The sequence below is a fragment of the Streptomyces sp. NPDC041940 genome, from assembly GCF_055589465.1.
Genome location: NZ_JBVJBP010000017.1, coordinates 86,697 through 104,636 on the forward strand (window position 1 = coordinate 86,697; position 17,940 = coordinate 104,636).

General features: G+C 72.1%; 15 protein-coding genes. 13 read left to right on the top strand and 2 right to left on the bottom strand.

Features of this window, described 5'->3' with window-relative positions; all coding sequences use genetic code 11:
• Nucleotides 1-144 precede the first annotated feature (144 nt).
• Nucleotides 145-912 (bottom strand): type I methionyl aminopeptidase, encoded by a 768-nt coding sequence (map, locus tag ACZ6I3_RS26515; protein ID WP_469417931.1) that lies wholly within the window; start codon nucleotides 910-912, stop codon nucleotides 145-147.
• A 32-nt stretch (nucleotides 913-944) separates the two neighbouring features.
• On the opposite strand from map, the gene ACZ6I3_RS26520 reads away from it, so the two are divergent.
• From ACZ6I3_RS26520 to ACZ6I3_RS26560, 9 genes are all read left to right on the top strand, one after another.
• Entirely contained in the window at nucleotides 945-1,196 is a 252-nt protein-coding gene (locus tag ACZ6I3_RS26520) for a helix-turn-helix domain-containing protein (RefSeq protein ID WP_184588664.1), read from the top strand.
• A 112-nt stretch (nucleotides 1,197-1,308) separates the two neighbouring features.
• Nucleotides 1,309-3,003, top strand: a complete 1,695-nt coding sequence (locus ACZ6I3_RS26525; protein ID WP_469417932.1) for a hypothetical protein — start codon at nucleotides 1,309-1,311, stop codon at nucleotides 3,001-3,003.
• 170 nt (nucleotides 3,004-3,173) lie between these two features.
• The gene (locus ACZ6I3_RS26530; RefSeq protein WP_469417934.1) at nucleotides 3,174-4,016 is read left to right on the top strand and encodes a nitrilase-related carbon-nitrogen hydrolase; all 843 of its coding nucleotides are present in this window, start codon (nucleotides 3,174-3,176) and stop codon (nucleotides 4,014-4,016) included.
• Nucleotides 4,013-5,299: an aspartate aminotransferase family protein gene (locus ACZ6I3_RS26535; protein ID WP_469417936.1), complete on the top strand. Its 1,287-nt coding sequence runs from the start codon at nucleotides 4,013-4,015 to the stop codon at nucleotides 5,297-5,299. The genes ACZ6I3_RS26530 and ACZ6I3_RS26535 overlap by 4 nt, the downstream gene beginning before the upstream one ends.
• Before the next feature lie 36 nt (nucleotides 5,300-5,335).
• Nucleotides 5,336-6,904, top strand: coding sequence for a PucR family transcriptional regulator (locus ACZ6I3_RS26540; RefSeq protein ID WP_469417938.1), 1,569 nt, complete (start codon nucleotides 5,336-5,338; stop codon nucleotides 6,902-6,904).
• A 155-nt stretch (nucleotides 6,905-7,059) separates the two neighbouring features.
• Nucleotides 7,060-7,902, top strand: coding sequence for a nitrilase-related carbon-nitrogen hydrolase (locus ACZ6I3_RS26545; RefSeq protein WP_382486888.1), 843 nt, complete (start codon nucleotides 7,060-7,062; stop codon nucleotides 7,900-7,902).
• Between the two features lie 64 nt (nucleotides 7,903-7,966).
• Complete coding sequence (gene hydA, locus ACZ6I3_RS26550; protein ID WP_469417940.1) at nucleotides 7,967-9,367, top strand: dihydropyrimidinase; 1,401 nt, start codon at nucleotides 7,967-7,969, stop codon at nucleotides 9,365-9,367.
• A gap of 11 nt (nucleotides 9,368-9,378) precedes the next feature.
• Nucleotides 9,379-10,401, top strand: a complete 1,023-nt coding sequence (locus ACZ6I3_RS26555) for a TIGR03842 family LLM class F420-dependent oxidoreductase (protein ID WP_469417942.1) — start codon at nucleotides 9,379-9,381, stop codon at nucleotides 10,399-10,401.
• Nucleotides 10,402-10,543: 142 nt separating this feature from the next.
• Nucleotides 10,544-12,070 carry an NCS1 family nucleobase:cation symporter-1 gene (locus ACZ6I3_RS26560; RefSeq protein WP_469417943.1) on the top strand — a complete coding sequence of 509 codons (1,527 nt, stop codon included), beginning with the start codon at nucleotides 10,544-10,546 and terminating at the stop codon, nucleotides 12,068-12,070.
• Nucleotides 12,071-12,095: 25 nt separating this feature from the next.
• Here ACZ6I3_RS26560 and ACZ6I3_RS26565 read toward each other — a convergent pair whose 3' ends face one another.
• The gene (locus ACZ6I3_RS26565) at nucleotides 12,096-12,770 is read right to left on the bottom strand and encodes a hypothetical protein (RefSeq protein WP_469417944.1); all 675 of its coding nucleotides are present in this window, start codon (nucleotides 12,768-12,770) and stop codon (nucleotides 12,096-12,098) included.
• A 273-nt stretch (nucleotides 12,771-13,043) separates the two neighbouring features.
• Here ACZ6I3_RS26565 and ACZ6I3_RS26570 point away from each other — a divergent pair, with 273 nt between their 5' ends.
• The 4 genes from ACZ6I3_RS26570 (at nucleotide 13,044) to ACZ6I3_RS26585 (ending at nucleotide 17,936) form a co-directional block, all read left to right on the top strand.
• Nucleotides 13,044-14,870, top strand: coding sequence for a gamma-glutamyltransferase family protein (locus tag ACZ6I3_RS26570; RefSeq protein WP_469417946.1), 1,827 nt, complete (start codon nucleotides 13,044-13,046; stop codon nucleotides 14,868-14,870).
• A gap of 121 nt (nucleotides 14,871-14,991) precedes the next feature.
• On the top strand, nucleotides 14,992-15,837 hold the full coding sequence (locus ACZ6I3_RS26575) for an inositol monophosphatase family protein (RefSeq protein ID WP_469417948.1): 846 nt from the start codon (nucleotides 14,992-14,994) through the stop codon (nucleotides 15,835-15,837).
• Between the two features lie 183 nt (nucleotides 15,838-16,020).
• Complete coding sequence (locus ACZ6I3_RS26580; RefSeq protein WP_469417950.1) at nucleotides 16,021-17,430, top strand: phytoene desaturase family protein; 1,410 nt, start codon at nucleotides 16,021-16,023, stop codon at nucleotides 17,428-17,430.
• The gene (locus tag ACZ6I3_RS26585) at nucleotides 17,427-17,936 is read left to right on the top strand and encodes an O-acetyl-ADP-ribose deacetylase (RefSeq protein WP_469417952.1); all 510 of its coding nucleotides are present in this window, start codon (nucleotides 17,427-17,429) and stop codon (nucleotides 17,934-17,936) included. The genes ACZ6I3_RS26580 and ACZ6I3_RS26585 overlap by 4 nt, the downstream gene beginning before the upstream one ends.
• The last annotated feature ends 4 nt before the right edge of the window (nucleotides 17,937-17,940 follow it).

Consider the following 17,940-nt stretch of genomic DNA (forward strand, 5'->3'; position numbering starts at 1 on the left):
CCCTCGCTGGTCGACGTGCCGGGGTCGGGTAACCCGGGTGGCAGCCGGTTACACCTGGGGCGCGCTCGTAGAACACCTTCGCACGATCGTCGGCAGCGGGCACCTTCGGGGTATTTCCGGAGGATCCGGACCCTCGGGCGTGGTTCAGCGCGCGGTCAGGATCCTCGGTCCGGAGTCCGTGATCGCCACCGTGTGCTCCGCGTGGGCCGCGCGGGAGCCGTCGTTCGTCTTCAGCGTCCAGCCGTCCGGAGCCGCGTGGTAGCCGTCCGTTCCGCCTCCGATGACCATGGGCTCGATCGCCAGCACCATGCCGTGCCGCAGGCGCATGCCCCGTCCCGGCCGGCCCTCGTTCGGAACCCCGGGGTCCTCGTGCATACGGCGGCCGATGCCGTGGCCGCCGAAGCCGTCCGGGATGCCGTAGCCGGCGCTGCGGCACACCGTGCCGATCGCATGGGCGATGTCGCCGATGCGGTTGCCCACGACGGCCGCCTCGATCCCCGCCGCGAGGGCCCGCTCGGCGGTCTCGACCAGGCGCAGATCGGCCTCGCGCGGGGTGCCGACGACGAAGCTGAGGGCCGAGTCGCCGACCCAGCCGCCCAGTTCGGCGCCGAAGTCCAGGGACACGAGGTCGCCGTCGCGCAGTCGGTAGCGGTCCGGGACGCCGTGCACGATCGCGTCGTTGACCGAGGCGCACAGGACGGCGGGGAAGGGGGTCGGGGCGAAGGAGGGCCGGTACCCCAGGAAGGGTGAGGTCGCGCCCGCCTCGCGCAGCACGTCGTGTGCCACCTCGTCCAGTTCCAGCAGGGAGACGCCCACGTCGGCGGCCTTGTGCGCGGCCGTCAGGGCACGGCCGACGACCTGGCCCGCTTCGTACATGGCGTCGATCGATGTGTCGGTCTTGAGTTCCACCATGCCAATTACTATACCGGTATTAGAATGGGGGCATGGTGCGCACCCCTCTCACCCCCGAAGAGCGCGAACGCGGCGAACGGCTGGGCCGGCTGCTGCGTGAGGCGCGTGGCGGCCGGAGCATGACGGAGATCGCCGCGAACGCGGGCATCTCCGCCGAGACCCTCCGGAAGATCGAGACCGGTCGGGCCCCCACGCCCGCCTTCTTCACGGTGGCCGCGCTGGCCGGCGTGCTCGGGCTGTCCATGGACGAAGTGGCGGAGCGGTGCGTGCCTGCACCGGTCTGACGACCTGGCACTGAGGCTCCCGCGTCGTGCGCGAAAACTCCCCGTAGCACTCCCGTAACACGACTGGTGTTGCCTACGGGGCGGAGCGCTCCGGTCAGGCGGGAGTTGAGCGATGGCAGCGGATCAACTCCCGGGCAGGGTCCGGGAGTTCGCGAACTACCTGGACGGTCTGGTGGCACGCCTCGACCCGTCCGGCGGCTGGCTCGCGGTGTTCTGGCAGCGCGACCCGGAGGGCATGCGGGCCTGCCTCGACGGGCAGGAGATGCCGCCCTGGGACGTGGTGGAGGCGCTCCTCCAGGACCTCGCCGGGCAGTACGGCCCCGGGGGCGCGGGCCCGGAGACGGAACGCGCCCGGTCCCTGCATGCCGCCGCGCTCACCGCGTACGATGCCCGGCCAGGCGGCCGCGACGCCCTCGGGGACCGGCTGGACGTCATGCTCCGCGAGCAGAGATACGCCGCCGAACGCCAGGCCGACCTGACCCGCCGCCTGGCCTCGGCCTCCACCCGTCAGCAGGCCGACGCCCTCCGCCTCGACCTCGCCTGGGCCCACGACGACCACGAACGCGCGACGGCCCGCTGCGCGGAGCTGCGCGACCGGATGTCCCGCCTGGACCGCCACGACCGCGGCGATGCCGCCTTCTTCGAGGGGCGCGGTGTCGCGCCGGGGGGTGTCCCGGGTGCGAGGAGCGCGGGGGCACCGGTGGACGCGCCGGGGGCGTTCGGCGACGGGGGAGGTGCCGGGGCCGCTCGTGCGTACGGCGACGGGCCTGCGGCCGGGGTGGCTCCCCGGGCTCAGAGTGCCCCGGGCGGGCCGTACGACCCTGGGGCGCCCGCCATGCCGTGGCGCCCCGCCCGGTCGGCGTCCGGCGCGGTCGATGATGCCGGCCGGCACGACAGCCGGCATGCGTCGGCCGGCCCGGAGCCGGTGCGCCCTGCGCACGAGCATCAGACAGGCCGGGCCGCGCCCCGGGAAGCCGTCGCGGGCGGCACGCCCGGAACCTTCGCCGCCCCGGCCCCGGCGCCCAGCCCCGCCCCGGAGCCCACCGTCTCCCAGCAGCCCGCCCCCAAGCAGCGCAAACGTCGGCGCGGCAGCGCCCGTTTCGCCGGGATGGACGAGGAGGAGGCCGCGCCCGTGGTCGTGCCGCCCGCCGCCGTACCGACGCTTCCGGAACCCGCCCCCGCCACCGGCCGCACCCGGCGCGGCGCGCGTTTCGCCGGGGCCGCCGAGGAAGCCGCGGCCCGGCACGTCGTGCAGCCGCAGGGTGCGGAAGGCGGCGCGGCGGACCGGACGGAGGTCGCGCGGACCGTCGAGGCGCTGGCGCGGCTGCGTGCCGAGGGGCGCAGCGGGGAGGCGCACGTGCTGCTGGTCGAGCTCACCTCCTCGGCCCCCGCCCGGTTCCCGCTGCTCGCGGGCGAGCTGGAACGGGCCGGGCTGGGCGCGGACTGGCAGACCCTGCTGTGGGAGGCCGCCTCGCTGCCCGCTGGGCGCCTGGTCGCCGCGGCGGACGCGCTGAGTGCGGCCGGGCGGGTGGGGGACGGGCAGCAGATCCTGCGGCAGGGTGTCGCCCGGCCGCCGGCCGAGGTCGGTGCGGCCGTCCTCGGACTGGCCGCCGAGGGACGTCACCGCGAGGTGCGCGCGCTGCTCGACGCGTATGTGCGGGCCCGCACCCCGGAAGAGGCCGCCCGCAGCGCCGAGCCCGACCCGGGGCGCCTCGTACCGCTGCTGCTGGAGGCCGCCCAGGGCGTGTCGGACGAGCGCCGCTGGGATCTCGTGCACGCGCTCCGGGTCGCCGGGTTCGCCGCCTGACCGGCGCCGCCGGGCCCCGGGCGACTCACCCACAGGAGTGCGAATCGCGCTCCGCCCAGCGGGTTGGGGACGATGGTCTTGGCAAGCCCGAGCCGGAGGCTTACGTTCGTGGCTCTACTGTCCGCTTCTACGGGCGTAGAGACGCAGACGTCGCGTCGAAGGAGCAGCTCATGGCCAACGTCGTACGTGCCGCTCTGGTCCAGGCCACCTGGACCGGCGACACCGAGTCCATGGTGGCGAAACACGAGGAGCACGCCCGCGAGGCGGCTCGCCGGGGCGCGAAGATCATCGGCTTCCAGGAAGTCTTCAACAGCCCCTACTTCTGCCAGGTCCAGGAGCCCGAGCACTACCGCTGGGCCGAACCCGTCCCGGACGGCCCGACCGTCCAGCGTATGCAGGCCCTCGCACGCGAGACCGGCATGGTGATCGTCGTGCCCGTGTTCGAGGTCGAGCAGTCCGGCTTCTACTACAACACCGCGGCCGTGATCGACTCCGACGGCAGCTACCTCGGCAAGTACCGCAAGCACCACATCCCGCAGGTCAAGGGCTTCTGGGAGAAGTACTACTTCAAACCCGGCAACCTCGGCTGGCCCGTCTTCGACACCGCCGTCGGCAAGGTCGGCGTCTACATCTGCTACGACCGCCACTTCCCGGAGGGCTGGCGCGAGCTCGGCCTGAAGGGCGCCCAGCTGGTCTACAACCCGTCCGCCACCCACCGGGGCCTGTCGTCCCACCTGTGGCGTCTCGAGCAGCCCGCCGCGGCCGTCGCCAACGAGTACTTCGTCGCCGCGATCAACCGCGTCGGCCAGGAGGAGTACGGCGACAACGACTTCTACGGGACGTCGTACTTCGTCGACCCGCGCGGACAGTTCGTCGGCGACGTCGCCAGCGACAGCAAGGAGGAACTCGTCATCCGCGACCTGGACCTCGGCCTCGTCGAGGAGGTGCGGCAGCAGTGGGCCTTCTACCGCGACCGCCGCCCCGACGCCTACGAAGGGCTGGTGCGGCCGTGACCGACGACCTGCTGGGCCGCCACCGGCGCGTGCTCCCCGACTGGCTCGCCCTCTACTACGAGGAGCCCCTCGAGATCACCCACGGCGAGGGCCGCCACGTCTGGGACGCCCAGGGCAACCGGTACCTCGACTTCTTCGGCGGCATCCTCACCACGATGACCGCCCACGCGCTGCCCGAGATCACCAAGGCGGTGAGCGAGCAGGCCGCGCGGATCATCCACTCCTCGACCCTGTACCTCAACCGGCCGATGGTCGAACTCGCCGAGCGAGTGGCCCAGTTGAGCGGCATCCCGGACGCCCGGGTCTTCTTCACCACCTCCGGCACCGAGGCCAACGACACCGCCCTGCTGCTGGCCACCACGTACCGGCGCAGCAACACGGTCCTGGCGATGCGCAACAGCTACCACGGCCGCTCCTTCAGCTCGGTCGGCATCACCGGCAACAGCGGCTGGTCCCCGACCTCGCTCTCCCCGCTGCAGACGCTCTACGTCCACGGCGGCGTGCGCACCCGAGGGCCCTACGCCGCCCTGAGCGACGCCGAGTTCATCGCGGCCTGCGTCGAGGACCTCAAGGACATGCTCGGCCACACTCGCCCGCCGGCCGCGCTGATCGCCGAACCCATCCAGGGCGTCGGCGGCTTCACCTCACCACCGGACGGGCTGTACGCCGCCTTCCGCGAGGTGCTGAACGAGCGCGGCATCCTGTGGATCGCCGACGAGGTGCAGACCGGCTGGGGCCGCACCGGCGAACACTTCTGGGGCTGGCAGGCCCACGGGCGCAACGGACCGCCGGACATCATGACCTTCGCCAAGGGCATCGGCAACGGCATGTCCATCGGCGGAGTCGTCGCCCGCTCCGAGATCATGAACTGCCTGGACTCCAACAGCATCTCCACGTTCGGCGGCACCCAGATCACCATGGCGGCGGGCCTCGCCAACCTCAACTACCTCGTGGAACACGACCTCCAGGGCAACGCGCGGCGGGTCGGCGGCCTGCTCATCGAGCGGCTGCGGTCCGCCGCCGCGCAGGTGCCGGCCGTACGCGAGGTGCGCGGGCGCGGGCTGATGATCGGCATCGAGGTGACCAGGCCCGGCACCGACGAGGCCGATCCCCAGGCCGCCGCGGCCGTCCTGGAGGCGGCCCGCGAGGGCGGGCTGCTGATCGGCAAGGGCGGCGGCCACAACACCAGCTCTCTGCGCGTCGCCCCACCGCTGTCGCTCAACGTCGCGGAGGCCGAGGAAGGCGCCGAGATCCTCGAGAACGCTCTGCGGAGCATCCGGTAGCAGCGCACTGAGGCAACTGACGCAAGGGAAGTCGCCATGGCCACCACCCCGGACACCTGGGAACCCGCCCTGTCGGTCCGGCAGGTCCTCACCCTGGAGCGGGTGCTCGCCGGGGAGCCCGAGGTGGTGGCCGGGGCGAGCCACCTGGACCGGCCGGTGCGCTGGGTGCACGTCGCCGAGGCCGCCGACGTCGGTGTGATGCTCAGCGGCGGCGAGATGGTCCTCACCACCGGAGTGCTGCTCGCCGGTGACGAGGACAAGCAGGCCGAGTACGTCCGGTCCCTGCACCGCGCGGAGGCCGCCGCCGTCGTCCTCGGACTCGGCCGCGCCTTCCCCGCCGCGCCGGACGTGATGCGCCGGGCGGCCGAGCGGTGCGGGCTGCCGATGGTCGTCCTGCACCGGCCCTTCCCCTTCGCCGAGCTGACCGAGGAGGTCCAGTCACGGCTCGTGCGGCGCAAGTTCGCCGCCGTCAGCCTCTCCGAGGCCGTACGTACCGAACTCACCGCCCTCATCACCGCGGGCGCCCCGCTGCAACGCCTGCTCGACGAGGTCGCCCGGCACAGCGGCTGCCCGGTCGTCGTCACCAACCTCGCCCACCGCGTCCTCGGCACGGCGGGGGAGCGGCCCGCGGTCGACGACGTCCTGCGCGACTGGGAACGCATCGCCCGCCAGGCCGGAGGCACCGAGGGCGACGGCTGGATCCGGGCCGAACTGGGCGGACGCGGGGAGCGCTGGGGCCGCATCGTGCTGTGCGGCTACCGCGGCGGCACCGCCACCGGACGGCTGCTGGCCGACCGCGCCGCCGAGGCCCTCGTCCTGCACCGCATGCTCGGCGGCACGGCAGCGTGCTCCTGGGAGGAGCAGTCGGCGCAGAGCCTGCTGACCGACCTGGTCAGCGGTGTCGTACCGGCACGGCAACTGCTGCCCCGGGCCCGTGCCGCCGGACTGCCCGTCAACCGACGGACCTTCGTGCCGCTGGTCGTCCGCGACGGCGACACCGGCCGGCTCGACCGGCTGCTGCGGCTGCTGGGCCTGCCCGGCCTGGTCGCCGAACTCGCCGACGGCGCCACCGCCGTACTGCTCAGCCTCGCCCGCGACCAGGACGCCGACGCCCTCGCCGCGCACTTCGCGACCAGGCTGCGGACCGAGCCGGGGTCGGTGGCCCGCACGATCGTCGCCGCCGCCGACCCCCGGGCCGTCTGGGACGACGTACCCGCGGGACTGCGCGAGGCCCGGCACGTCGCGGACGCGGTCGCCGACTCGGCGGCCGCCCTCGACCTCCCGCCGGTCGTCCGCCTGAAGGACGTCCACCTTCGCGGGCTGATCCGTCTCCTGCGGGACGATCCACAGGTGCAGTCCTTCGCGGAGCGGGAGCTGGACGGGCTGCTGTGCGAGACCGACGAGGACCTGCTGTCCGTCCTGCGCACCTACCTCGCCACCGGCCGCAACAAGTCCCGCACGGCCCAGCTCCACCACGTCTCCCGCCCGGCCCTGTACCGCCGTCTGGAGGCGATACAGGGCCGTCTCGGGGTGGACCTCGACGACTTCGAGCAGGCCGCCTCGGTGCACATCGCCCTCCTCGCGCACGACGCGCAACAGCAGTGAAACCTGTGACCACCTGGGAAAACGGCGGTGAAACATGGACCCACGGCAGCATGACACGGTGGCACGCCGCACGCCCTCAGACGTGACACGGTGCAACTCAAAGACGACTGCGCGACTTCCTAGGCTCACGGCACACCGAGCGACCGGAGGTCCCGATGAGCAGAGTGATCCGTGCCGCCGTCTTCCAGACCGCCTGGACGGGCGACAAGGAATCGATGATCCAGGTCCACGAGCAGGCGGCCCGCGACGCCGCCGCGCAGGGTGCTCAAGTCCTGTGCTTCCAGGAGCTGTTCTACGGACCGTACTTCTGCCAGGTCCAGGACCCGGCCTTCTACGAGTACGCCGAGCAGATCCCCGAGGGCCCCATCGTCCGGCGCTTCCAGGCACTCGCGAAGGAACTCGGCATCGTCCTGGTGCTGCCGATGTACGAGGAGGAGCAGCCCGGCGTCCTCTACAACACCGCCGCCGTGATCGACGCGGACGGCTCCTACCTCGGCAAGTACCGCAAGACCCACATCCCCCAGGTGCGCGGCTTCTGGGAGAAGTTCTACTTCCGCCCCGGCAACAGCGGCTGGCCGGTCTTCGAGACCGCCGTGGGCAAGGTCGGCGTCTACATCTGCTACGACCGCCACTTCCCGGAGGGCTGGCGCGCCCTCGGCCTCGCGGGCGCCGAGATCGTCTTCAACCCCTCCGCCACCTCGCGCGGCCTGTCGGCCTATCTGTGGCAGCTGGAACAGCCGGCGGCGGCCGTAGCCAACGAGTACTTCATCGGCGCGATCAACCGGGTGGGCGTCGAGGAGTACGGCGACAACGACTTCTACGGCACCTCGTACTTCGTGGACCCGGAGGCCCAGTTCGTCGGCGAGGTCGCGAGCGACAAGGAGCCCGAACTGGTCGTCCGCGACCTGGACATGGCCAAACTCCGCGAGGTCCGCGACCGCTGGCAGTTCTACAGGGACCGGGCGCCTGGAACGTACAGCCCGCTGACGGCCCCCTAGGGGCGCGGGGAACTGCGCGACCAGCCACACACAACCGTCACGTGCACACCGCGAGGAGCGACCGATGAGCCGTACAGTCATTCGCGGCGGCCTGGTAATCACCGCATCCGACGAGATCCACGCCGACGTCCTGATCGAGGACGGCCGCATCGCCGCCCTCGCAGCCACGGGGACACCCGCCGCCGAAGCCTTCACAGCAGACCGCACGATCGACGCCACCGGAAAGTACGTCATCCCCGGCGGCGTCGACGCCCACACCCACATGGAACTGCCCTTCGGCGGCACCTTCGCCTCCGACACCTTCGAGACCGGCACCCGCGCCGCCGCCTGGGGCGGCACGACGACGATCGTCGACTTCGCCGTGCAGAGCGTCGGTCACAGCCTCCGCGAGGGCCTGGACACCTGGCACGCCAAGGCCGACGGCAACTGCGCCATCGACTACGGCTTCCACATGATCGTCTCCGACGTCAACGAGCACACGCTCAAGGAGATGGACCACCTGGTGGAGGAGGGCGTCACCTCCTTCAAGCAGTTCATGGCCTACCCGGGCGTCTTCTACAGCGACGACGGCCAGATCCTGCGCGCCATGCAGCGCTCCGCCGACAACGGCGGCCTGATCATGATGCACGCCGAGAACGGCATCGCGATCGACGTCCTGGTCGAACAGGCGCTGGCCCGCGGCGAGACCGACCCGCGCTACCACGGCGAGGTCCGCAAGGCCCTGCTGGAGGCCGAGGCCACCCACCGGGCCATCAAGCTCGCGCAGGTGGCCGGCGCGCCCCTGTACGTCGTGCACGTCTCGGCGACGGAGGCGGTCACCGAGCTGGCCCGGGCCCGCGACGAGGGGCTGCCCGTCTTCGGCGAGACCTGCCCGCAGTACCTGTTCCTGTCCACGGACAACCTCGCCGAGCCGGACTTCGAGGGCGCCAAGTACGTGTGCAGCACACCGCTCAGGCCCCGGGAGCACCAGGCGGCGCTGTGGCGGGGCCTGCGCACCAACGACCTCCAGGTCGTCTCCACGGACCACTGCCCCTTCTGCTTCACGGGCCAGAAGGACCTCGGCCGCGGCGACTTCTCCAAGATCCCCAACGGCCTCCCGGGCGTCGAGAACCGCATGGACCTGCTCCACCAGGCCGTCCTCGACGGGCACATCTCCCGCCGCCGCTGGATCGAGATCGCCTGCGCCTCCCCGGCCCGGATGTTCGGCATGTACCCGAAGAAGGGCACCATCGCGCCGGGCGCCGACGCCGACGTCGTCATCTACGACCCGCACGCCGAGCAGGTCATGTCGGCCGAGACCCACCACATGAACGTCGACTACTCGGCGTACGAGGGCAAACGCACCACCGGCCGGGTCGAGACGGTCCTCTCGCGCGGCGAACTCGTCATCACCGAGCGGGAGTACACCGGACACGCCGGGCACGGCGTCTTCACCCCGCGTTCCACCTGTCAGTACCTCAATTAGGAGTAGTGCGGATGGACTTCGGACTCGTCCTGCAGACGGACCCGCCCGCGTCGCGGGTCGTCAGCCTGATGAAGCGCGCGGAACGCAACGGCTTCTCGTACGGCTGGACCTTCGACTCCGCCGTGCTGTGGCAGGAACCGTTCGTGATCTACAGCCAGATCCTGGCCAACACGACCCGGCTGAAGGTCGGGCCGATGGTGACCAACCCCGGCACCCGTACCTGGGAGGTCACCGCCTCCACCTTCGCCACCCTCAACGACATGTTCGGCAACCGCACGGTCTGCGGCATCGGCCGCGGCGACTCCGCGATGCGCGTGGCCGGCCGCAAGCCCAACACCCTGGCCCGGATCAGCGAGGCCATGCAGGTCATCCGGGCCCTGGGCAGTGGCCAGGAGGCCGATCTCGGCGGCGGAACCGTCGTCCGCTTCCCGTGGATCCAGCCGGGTGCCGAACTGCCCGTGTGGATGGCTGCGTACGGCCCCAAGGCCCTGAAGATGACCGGCGAGGAGGCGGACGGCTTCATCCTCCAGCTGGCCGACCTGTATCTCACCGAGTACATGGTCAAGGCCGTGAAGGACGCGGCCGTCGCCGCCGGCCGGGACCCCGACGCGGTGACCATCTGCGTGGCCGCCCCCGCCTATGTCACCGAGGACGACTCGCCCGAGGCGCTCGCCCACGCGCGGGAGCAGTGCCGGTGGTTCGGCGGCATGGTCGGCAACCACGTCGCCGACCTGGTCTCCAAGTACGGCGAGCACTCCTCCCAGGTGCCCGAGGAGCTCACCGACTACATCAAGGCCCGCCAGGGCTACGACTACTCCCACCACGGGCGCAGCGGAAACCCCGACACCCAGTTCGTGCCCGACGAGATCGTCGACCGGTTCTGCCTGATCGGCCCGCCCGAGCGGCACATCGAGAAGCTGAACGCGCTGCGCGCGCTGGGCGTGGACCAGTTCGCCGTCTACGACATGCACGACGCGCAGGAGGCCGTGATCGACGCGTACGGGACGCGGGTCATCCCGGCCGTCAACTCCTGACGCACCCGCCCGGCACCACCACTCCTCGAACTCCCCCTTCCCGGCGGCCCGGGAAGGGGGCCCAGGACGCTCCCGAGCGCACCCCCCATCGGCGTCACCCGCATGGCCTTTCCCGTCCCACCTCCCCTGATTGGCCTGGCACATGACCGATACCGCCCCCACGGCCCCACCGCCGACCTCGCAAGTCACCCTCGCCGACGGCCGGGTGGAGATCGCCCCGGGCGCCCCCGCACCGACCGGTCCCTACGCCAACGAGGACCTGCTGCCGGTCCCCGTCGAGAAGCGCACCTGGACCACGTACAACTTCTCCGCGCTGTGGGTCGGCATGGCCCACAACACGGCCTCCTGGACCCTGGCCTCCGGGCTCATAGCCGTCGGCATGGACTGGAAGCAGGCGGTGCTCACCATCGCCCTGGCCAACGTCATCGTGCTGATACCGATGCTGCTGACCGGGCACGCCGGACCGAAGTACGGCATACCCTTCCCGGTCTTCGCCCGTGCCTCCTTCGGCATCCGCGGGGCCAACCTGCCCGCCGTGGTGCGGGCGTTGGTGGCTTGCGGCTGGTTCGGCATCCAGACCTGGATCGGCGGCGAGGCCATCTACTTCCTCGCCGGCAAGCTCATCGGCACGGGCTGGACGGACGCCGCGAAGGTCGGCGGCTACGCCTGGACCATGTGGCTGTCGTTCGCGATCTTCTGGGCGCTGCAGGTCGTCATCATCTACCGGGGCATGGAGACGATCCGCCGCTTCGAGAACTGGGCGGCGCCCTTCGTGCTCGTCGGCGCGTTCGTGATGCTGTGGTGGATGAGTGACAAGGCGGGCGGCTTCGGTCCGCTGTTCGACCAGCCCTCCAAGCTCGGCTGGGGCGCCGACTTCTGGAAGCTCTTCGCACCCGCCCTGATGGGCATGATCGGCTTCTGGTCCACGCTGTCGCTGAACATCCCCGACTTCACCCGCTACGGCAAGAGCCAGAAGGCGCAGACCCGGGGCCAGGCGCTCGGCCTGCCGACGACCATGACGCTCTTCGCCTTCCTGTCCGTGATGGTCACCTCGGGTTCGCAAGCCGTCTACGGTGAGGCGATCTGGGACCCGGTACAGCTCGCCGCCAAGACGGACAGCACGGTGGGCCTGCTCTTCGCGCTGGTCACGGTCCTGGTGGCGACCCTGTCCGTCAATGTCGCGGCCAACCTGGTCTCACCGGCCTTCGACTTCTCCAACATCGCGCCCCGCAGGATCAGTTTCCGGGCCGGCGCCCTCGCCACCTGCGTCCTCGGCGTGCTGATCTTCCCGTGGAAGCTGTACTCCGACCCGCAGGGCTACATCTTCACCTGGCTCGGCCTGGTCGGCGGACTGCTCGGCACCGTCGCGGGCATCCTCATCGCCGACTACTGGATCCTGCGCCGCGCCCGGCTGGACCTGGCCGACCTGTACCGCACGGGCGGCCGCTACTGGTACGAGGGCGGCTGGAACTGGCGGGCCGTCGTCGCCTTCGCGGCCGGCGGCATCCTCGCCGTCGGCGGCGCGAGCTTCAGGCCGTTGGTCGACGGCCGCCCGATCCCCGCGCTGGCCGGCCTGGCCGACTACGGCTGGGCGGTGGGCCTGGGCACGTCGATGGTGCTGTACCTGGCGCTGATGGCGTTGCGAGGCCGGCACCGCACCACGGTCTGACCCGGGTGGGTGCGCTGGAGGGCGATCAGCCCTTGCCGCCCTCGGCCTCCAGCGCGGCCACCGCCTCCTTGGCGGCCTTGATGGCGCCCTTGTTGATCGTGTCCGTACTGGGCGCCTTCTTCGACTCGAAGTCACTGCCGTTGTACGTGATGGTCACCAGGGCGTTGGACGCGCTGACGAACACCTGGCCCTCGCGGGTCTCCTGCTTGTCCTCGGTGGCGAGGTTGACGATGGAGTACGCGGTGTCGCCGAGGCCGGGGACGGCGCCGCCGCCGCTCTTCTCCTCGGTGTGCTTCTTGTAGGCCTTCTGCGCCGCCTCGTCCGACTCCATGACCTCGTAGGACACGTCGAGCCAGCGGTAGTCGTACCCCTCGAGCGCGTTCCAGGAGCAGGTGCGGCGCAGCTTCGAGTCCGTGGACGGGATCTCTTTCCCGGCCTTCTTGGCGCCCGGCACCAGCGACTCGACCGTCTTCTCGGCGACGCTCTCGCACGGCGCCGGCGCGGCCGAGTACGCCTTCGACACCGTCTCCGACGACGGGCCGGACGCGGACTGGGTCTCGGTCTTCTCTTCGGCCGAGGTGTGCTCGGCGTCCTGCGGCGCGGCGAGCGGACCGGACGACAGAGACCAGCCCATGATCGCGAGCACGACCACCGGAGACAGGCGTGCGGTCAGGGCCAGGGGCAGAGGTAGGGAACGCACGGCGCCCTTCTGTGGGGGACAGACGGTGCGGAGGTGGCCCGCACGGCGGACGGACGACAGTGTCACACGACTCCCTGTGGGGTGGAAGTGCGAACTCGCTCCGTGCTCACGTGGTGACGGTGCCTCACTGTCCGCTGTCGTGGTTTCGATTGGTTCAGTGTTGGATGGGGGATTTGCCCTGGCCGAACGAGCACGTAGGGTGCCGGAGTTTTGGCGAGGCCACGACAGGGGGAGGGGACGGGTGGTGGACGACCAGGAGAGGTGACAGCCCGTATGTTCACGTCCCGCCCGACCCTCCAGGGCACCTTCGGCATGGTGTCCTCCACCCACTGGCTCGCCTCGCAGTCGGCGATGGCCGTGCTGGAGGACGGCGGCAACGCCTATGACGCGGCCGTGGCGGGCGCGTTCGTGCTGCATGTCGTGGAGCCGCATCTCAACGGCCCGGCCGGCGAGGTGCCGATCCTGCTGGCGCCGGCCGGCGGCGAGGTGCGGGTGCTGTGCGGGCAGGGCGTCGCACCGGCCGGGGCGACCGTCGCGCACTACCGGGGCCTCGGCCTGGACCTCGTGCCCGGCACCGGGCCGCTCGCCGCCGCCGTGCCGGGCGCGTTCGACGCCTGGATGGTGCTGCTGCGCGACCACGGCACCAAGTCCCTCGCCGACGTCCTGAAGTACGCCATCGGGTACGCCGAGCACGGGCACGCGCCCGTGGAGCGTGTCGGGGAGACCGTCGAGACCGTGCGCGAGCTGTTCGAGACGGAGTGGACCTCGTCGGCCGAGGTGTACCTGCCCGGCGGGAAGGCGCCGCGGCCGGGCGAGCTCTTCGCCAACCCCGCGCTCGCCGCCACCTGGAAGCGGCTGCTCGCCGAGACCGCCGGGGCCGGCGGCCGGGAGGCCCGGATCGAGGCCGCACGGCAGGTGTGGCGCACCGGATTCATCGCCGAGGCCCTCGTACGACAGGCCGCGCGCCCCACCCTGGACACCAGCGGCACCCACCACACCGGCACCCTCACGGCCACCGACCTCGCCGCCTGGTCCGCGACCTACGAGACGCCGGTGACGTACGACTGGAACGGCTGGACCGTGTGCAAGCCCGGCCCCTGGAGCCAGGGCCCGGTCCTCCTCCAGCAGCTCGCCCTGCTCCCGCCCGAGCTGCCCCGGTACGGCTCGGCCGACTACGTCCACCTCCTGGTAGAGGGCTGCAAGCTCGCCATGGCCGACCGGGAGGCCTGGTACGGGGACGCCGCCGAGGTGCCGCTCGACGACCTGCTGTCCGACGGGTACAACGAGGCCCGGCGTGCCCTCGTCGGCGAGCGGTCCGACCACGATCTGCGGCCCGGCAGCCCCGGCGGACGTACTCCGAGGCTGTGCGCGCACGCGCGCGTGGCGGCCGCCGCCCAGGAGGGCTTCGACGCCCTGGGCGCCGGCGAACCGACCGTCGCCAAGAGCCCGGCGTCCCCCGTGCCGGGCGAACCGGAGGTCCTCGCCGACGGGACCACCCGGGGCGACACCTGCCACCTCGACGTCGTCGACCGCTGGGGCAACATGGTCTCCGCCACGCCCAGCGGCGGCTGGCTCCAGTCCAACCCCGTCGTGCCCGAACTGGGCTTCCCGCTCGGCACCCGGCTCCAGATGACCTGGCTGGAGGATGGCCTGCCCAACTCCCTCACCCCCGGCCGCCGCCCCCGCACCACGCTGACGCCCTCGATCGCCCTGCGCGAGGGCGTGCCCGTCATGGCGTTCGGCACCCCGGGCGGAGACCAGCAGGACCAGTGGCAGCTGCACTTCTTCCTCGCGGTCGCGCTGCGCGCCCGGGTCCGCGGCGGCCCCGACCTGCAGGGCGCGATCGACGCCCCCAACTGGCACAACGACAGCTTCCCCGGCTCCTTCTACCCGCGCGGCATGCGCCCGGGGAGCGTCACCGTGGAGTCCCGCTTCGACCCGGAGACAGTGGCGGACCTGCGGCGGCGCGGCCACGAGGTGACCGTCGGCGGCCCCTGGTCGGAGGGCCGGCTGTGCGCGGTCGCGCGGGACCCGGAGACCGGCGTCCTGTCGGCGGCGGCGAACCCCCGCGGCATGCAGGGATACGCGGTCGGACGGTGATCCGGCGGGCCCGTCGCCGTGCGGCCCGCACGGACCCGGCGCTGTCCATCGTTCATCGTGATGCCATCCGCGGTGCACCCGGAGGGTGGGGATTGTCAGTGACACGTGTTGTCATGGAGGGGTGATCGACAGCAACGAAACCATCGAAGAGTTTCTCGCACAGCACGCCCCCGACGTCGAGGAGGCGATCCGCAAGGCGGCCGCCACCGAGATCATGCCGCGCTGGCGCCGGCTCGCCGCGCACGAGGTCGACGAGAAGAGCGGCCCGCACGACCTGGTGACGGACGCCGACCGCAAGGCCGAGCTGTATCTGACCGACGTCCTGGTCGACCTGCTGCCCGGCTCGGTCGTGGTGGGCGAGGAGGCGGTGCACGCCAACCCGGCGTCGTACGAGGCGATATGCGGCGACGCCCCGGTCTGGATCGTCGACCCGGTCGACGGGACACGGCAGTTCGTGCACGGCGACGCCGGGTTCTGCACCCTGGTCGCGCTGGCGCACGGCGGCACCGTCCTCGCCTCCTGGACCTACGCCCCCGCCCGCGAGCAGTTCGCCACCGCCCAGCGCGGCAAGGGCGCCTACCTCGACGGCGAGCGGCTGTTCGCCGGTGTGCCGGAGCCCGGCCGGGACCTCCGCGTGGCCACCTCCCACCCCGACTACACGACGGACGAACAGAAGCACGCCCTGCTCGGCCTGCGTACCGAGGGCGTGGCACCGCGCCCGTGCGGCTCGGCCGGACTGGAGTATCTCGCCATCGCCCGGGGCGAGTCGGACGCCACCGCCTTCTCCTGGGAAGCGGCTTGGGACCACGCCGCCGGGCTGCTCCTGGTCGAGGAGGCGGGCGGCACCCACCTGACCCGCACGGGCGAGCCGTTCCGCATCACGGGCGGCAACGACCTCCCCTTCACCGCGGCCCGCGACGCGACCACGGCCCGCCACGTGGCGGGACTGCTGTCGAGCGGAGCCTGACGGTCACCGACCGTGCACACACCGTCGCCCGAAACGGCGCTCCAGGCGTCCTCCGGGCATCCTCCAGGCGTTCTCCAGGCATTCTCCGGGCCAGAAATCACCCGCGGCCGGTGACTGTCAGTCCCCGGGCATATCCTGATCCTCAGTGGCCGTCGGCTGACGAAGGGGTCCGAGGTGCGGTCGATGCTCGATGCCGTCGTAGTGGGTGCGGGGCCGAACGGACTGACCGCGGCCGTGGAGCTGGCCCGCCGCGGCTTCTCCGTCGCCGTCTTCGAGGCCCGGGGCACCGTGGGCGGCGGAGCCCGCACCGAGGAACTCACCCTGCCCGGATTCCGGCACGACCCGTGCTCAGCGGCGCACCCGCTCGGCATCAACTCACCGGCGTTCCGCGCCCTGCCGCTGGAGCGGTACGGCCTGGAGTGGCTGCACGCCGAGCTGCCCATGGCGCACCCCTTCCCGGACGGCACGGCGGCCGTGCTGTCCCGGTCGGTGGGCGAGACGGCCGCCTCCTTCGGGCCGCGCGACGCCGGGGCGTACCGCAGGCTCGTCGAGCCCTTCCTGCCCAAGTGGGACACCCTGGCCCGGGACTTCATGTCCCTGCCGCTCACCGCGCTGCCCCGCGACCCGGTCACCCTCGCCCGCTTCGGTCTCGTCGGCCTGCCCCCGTCGACCCTGCTGACGCGCCGCTTCCGCGACGAACCGGCCAGGACGCTGTTCGCCGGGCTCGTCGCGCATGTCATGGCACCGCTCGGCGGCTTCGCCACCGGCGCCGTCGGCCTGGTCTTCGCCCTCGCGGCGCACGCCCGCGGCTGGCCCGTCGCCCGCGGCGGTTCCCAGACTCTCTCCGACGCCCTCGCCGCCTATCTGCGGGACCTCGGCGGCAGCGTCCACACCGACTACGAGGTCAAGCGCCTCGACGACCTGCCCCCGGCCCGGGCGTACGTCTTCGACACCTCGCCCACCGCCCTGGCCCGCATCGCCGGCTTCGGCGACTACTACGCCGACTACCGTTACGGGCCGGGCGTCTTCAAGGTCGACTACGCGCTGGACGGCCCCGTGCCGTGGACCGCGAAGGAGGCCCGCGTCGCCGGCACGGTCCAGATCGGCGCGAACAGCGCGGAGATCGGCACCGCACTGCGCGCGGCGTCCCGGGAGGACCGGGCCCCCGACAAGCCGTTCCTGATCACGGTCCAGCCGAGCGTCGTCGACCCCACCCGGGCCCCGGCGGGCAAGCACGTCTTCTGGGCCTACGGCCATGTCCCGCACGGCTGGACCGGCGACCTCACCGACGCCATCGAGCGCCAACTGGAGCGCTTCGCACCGGGGTTCCGCGACCGAGTGCTGGCCCGGGCCACCGCCGGCCCGCCCGAACTCGCCGCCCGCAACGCCAACTACGTCGGCGGCGACATCGCCTCCGGCGCGGTCTCCGGACTCCAGCTCCTGCTGCGCCCCAAGGTGACCCCGTTCCCGTACCACACCCCCCATCCGGCCGTCTTCATCTGCTCGTCGGCGACCCCGCCGGGCCCCGGGGTGCACGGCATGTCGGGGCACAACGCGGCGAAGGCCGTGTGGAGGCGGCTGAGGCAGTCATGACCACCATCGAACTGGTCCGGGGCGACATCACCCGCGAGAGCGTCGACGCCATCGTCAACGCGGCCAGCTCCTCCCTGCTGGGCGGGGGAGGGGTCGACGGAGCGATCCACCGGCGCGGCGGCCCCGCGATCCTCGAGGACTGCCGAAAGCTCCGCGCCTCGCACTACGGCAAAGGCCTCCCCACAGGGCAGGCCGTCGCCACCACCGCGGGCGACCTGGACGCCCGCTGGGTGATCCACACGGTCGGCCCCGTGTACAGCGCCACCGAGGACCGCTCGGACCTCCTCGCCTCCTGCTACCGCGAGTCCCTCCGCGTCGCCGACGAACTCGGCGCCCGTACCGTCGCCTTCCCGGCGATCTCCACCGGCGTCTACCGCTATCCGATGCGCGACGCCGCCCGTATCGCGGTGGACACGGTGCGCGCGGCACCGACCGACGTCGAGGAGGTCCGCTTCGTCCTCTTCGACGCGCCGGCGTACGAGGCGTTCGCCGCACAGCTCCGCTGAGGCC

Excerpts from the sequence above, each read along its gene's own strand:
- ACZ6I3_RS26570 (WP_469417946.1), top strand. The coding sequence starts at position 13,044 with ATGTTCACGTCCCGCCCGACCCTCCAGGGCACCTTCGGCATGGTGTCC.
- ACZ6I3_RS26545 (WP_382486888.1), top strand. The coding sequence starts at position 7,060 with ATGAGCAGAGTGATCCGTGCCGCCGTCTTCCAGACCGCCTGGACGGGC.
- ACZ6I3_RS26560 (WP_469417943.1), top strand. The coding sequence starts at position 10,544 with ATGACCGATACCGCCCCCACGGCCCCACCGCCGACCTCGCAAGTCACC.
- ACZ6I3_RS26540 (WP_469417938.1), top strand. The coding sequence starts at position 5,336 with ATGGCCACCACCCCGGACACCTGGGAACCCGCCCTGTCGGTCCGGCAG.
- map (WP_469417931.1), bottom strand. The coding sequence starts at position 912 with ATGGTGGAACTCAAGACCGACACATCGATCGACGCCATGTACGAAGCG.
- ACZ6I3_RS26585 (WP_469417952.1), top strand. The coding sequence starts at position 17,427 with ATGACCACCATCGAACTGGTCCGGGGCGACATCACCCGCGAGAGCGTC.
- ACZ6I3_RS26530 (WP_469417934.1), top strand. The coding sequence starts at position 3,174 with ATGGCCAACGTCGTACGTGCCGCTCTGGTCCAGGCCACCTGGACCGGC.
- ACZ6I3_RS26580 (WP_469417950.1), top strand. The coding sequence starts at position 16,021 with ATGCTCGATGCCGTCGTAGTGGGTGCGGGGCCGAACGGACTGACCGCG.
- hydA (WP_469417940.1), top strand. The coding sequence starts at position 7,967 with ATGAGCCGTACAGTCATTCGCGGCGGCCTGGTAATCACCGCATCCGAC.
- ACZ6I3_RS26555 (WP_469417942.1), top strand. The coding sequence starts at position 9,379 with ATGGACTTCGGACTCGTCCTGCAGACGGACCCGCCCGCGTCGCGGGTC.
- ACZ6I3_RS26520 (WP_184588664.1), top strand. The coding sequence starts at position 945 with ATGGTGCGCACCCCTCTCACCCCCGAAGAGCGCGAACGCGGCGAACGG.
- ACZ6I3_RS26525 (WP_469417932.1), top strand. The coding sequence starts at position 1,309 with ATGGCAGCGGATCAACTCCCGGGCAGGGTCCGGGAGTTCGCGAACTAC.